This is a genomic window from Pseudaeromonas pectinilytica (assembly GCF_054780855.1).
In genome coordinates, this window is record NZ_BAAGVN010000041.1 from 1 (window position 1) to 1,624 (window position 1,624).

Sequence of the window (1,624 nt, forward strand, 5' to 3'; positions counted from 1 at the left end):
CTTGAATCAGAGCGCATGACCGATGAGGCGTCCGGCGGCGGGCGCCCGACCGGTAGAACAATCCCGGACAATACGCTCAACGCTATTTTTCAAAAGACATCGCGCCGGGATCGCACCGAGGGTCGCACCAACCTGACCAAGGTTTTCTGTGCTGTACGCACCGCGACCGCGGAGTCTTATCAGGGGAGTCACTTTGCCGTCACCCGTGACGCCGAGGATGCCCACATCAACGTGGTCTGCTTACCAGGTACTCCCACTGATACCCGCGCCGAGGCCCGGGCACGGATCGAGGCATATCTCGTGCCCGGGGTGTTCAGCAACCTATATCTGCTGGGTGACCAGTACGCGGGCCAGCGCACCATCCTGTTGTACCAGGAGACCAAAGAGCAGTTGCCCGAGCTGGGTTCCACCCTGTTCTTCAAGCAGTTGGACAAAGCCGGGGCAGTGGTTGCGACCGAATACGTCAAGATCAAGAGCTACGATGCCCAGGTTCGCCAATTCACTTACGAGAAAAATGGCGAGTTCTTCACCATCACTCGCCGTCAGCTGACCGTCAAACTGGCGGGCAAGCTGCGGATCAACCTCACCGGAGGGATTCCATACCCGACTGGCACATTGGCCACTGGCGATATTCCCGCCGCCAAGGTCTATTTCACCAACGTGGCGGATACCGCCCAATTCTACGGGGTATCAGCGCTGGCTCAGGCGGCAGTGGCCGGCAGCTCATCGGTGCGGGTGAAAGAGGTCTACAAGCCGATTGTTCCCAGTGCCTACTCAGAAACCAGCATCATCGAGCAGCAGGCTTTATCGGACCTCGCTCAGCTGGCGGCCTCTGGCCCTGCCACCTCGGCGGCGCTGACCTTTGCCCTGGTCTCCGGCTCCCAGAGCCGCGCCTTTATGCCGCGCATCCCGATGCGTGGTGCTGTGCTGACCATCGATGGCGGCACCTACAAAGACGATGGCGCTGGGAATTTCAAGTTCGTCTCCGGCACTGACAATTTCAGCCAGATCACCGTTTCTTATGAGTCAGGGCAGATCGATGCCTATCGCAAGACCAGCGTGTTCACCAGCGCTGCCCAAATTGCCTACACCCCAGCGGCGCGGCTGATTGGGGCGGCCATCAGTGTCGAGACAGAGGTCACCGTAGCCAACCGCACCTTTAGCTGGATTTGGTCTTACCCCGAGAATCCGCCCGGTATGGGCACCGTAGTGATCTGGTACCGCAGCCTGGGCAAATGGCAACTGATCCAAGATGACGGCACAGGCCGCTTGAGCGGGGCTGGTACCGGCACTGTCACGGCATCTGGCACTATCAGCGCCACCTTCGCCACGCTGCCGGATGCCGAATCCAGCATCGTGCTGATGTTCCTGCCCATCGGGGCCCTGGAGTACACCGCGCTGGCCGGGGCCATCACAGTCGCCAAGCAGCAGACCCTGGCGCTGCCTTATGTGCCGCAGCCTGGGACATTAGTGATCACCTGGACCTCCGGCGGCCAAAGCAAAACCATCACTGATAACGGCAGCGGGGTGCTGGCAGGCGCTCTGACCGGCGCAGGCTATGTCAGTTATGCCGGTAAATCGGCCGCATTTGTGCCGACCGGGCTCCCGGACGATGGCGTGTACC

1 protein-coding gene is annotated in these 1,624 nt (G+C 60.7%); it reads left to right on the plus strand.

Annotated elements, in window-relative coordinates; translation table 11 throughout:
• Positions 1-15: 15 nt before the first annotated feature.
• A partial coding sequence (locus tag ACYVG7_RS04030; protein WP_460881955.1) for a hypothetical protein occupies positions 16-1,624 on the plus strand: 1,609 nt, incomplete at its 3' end.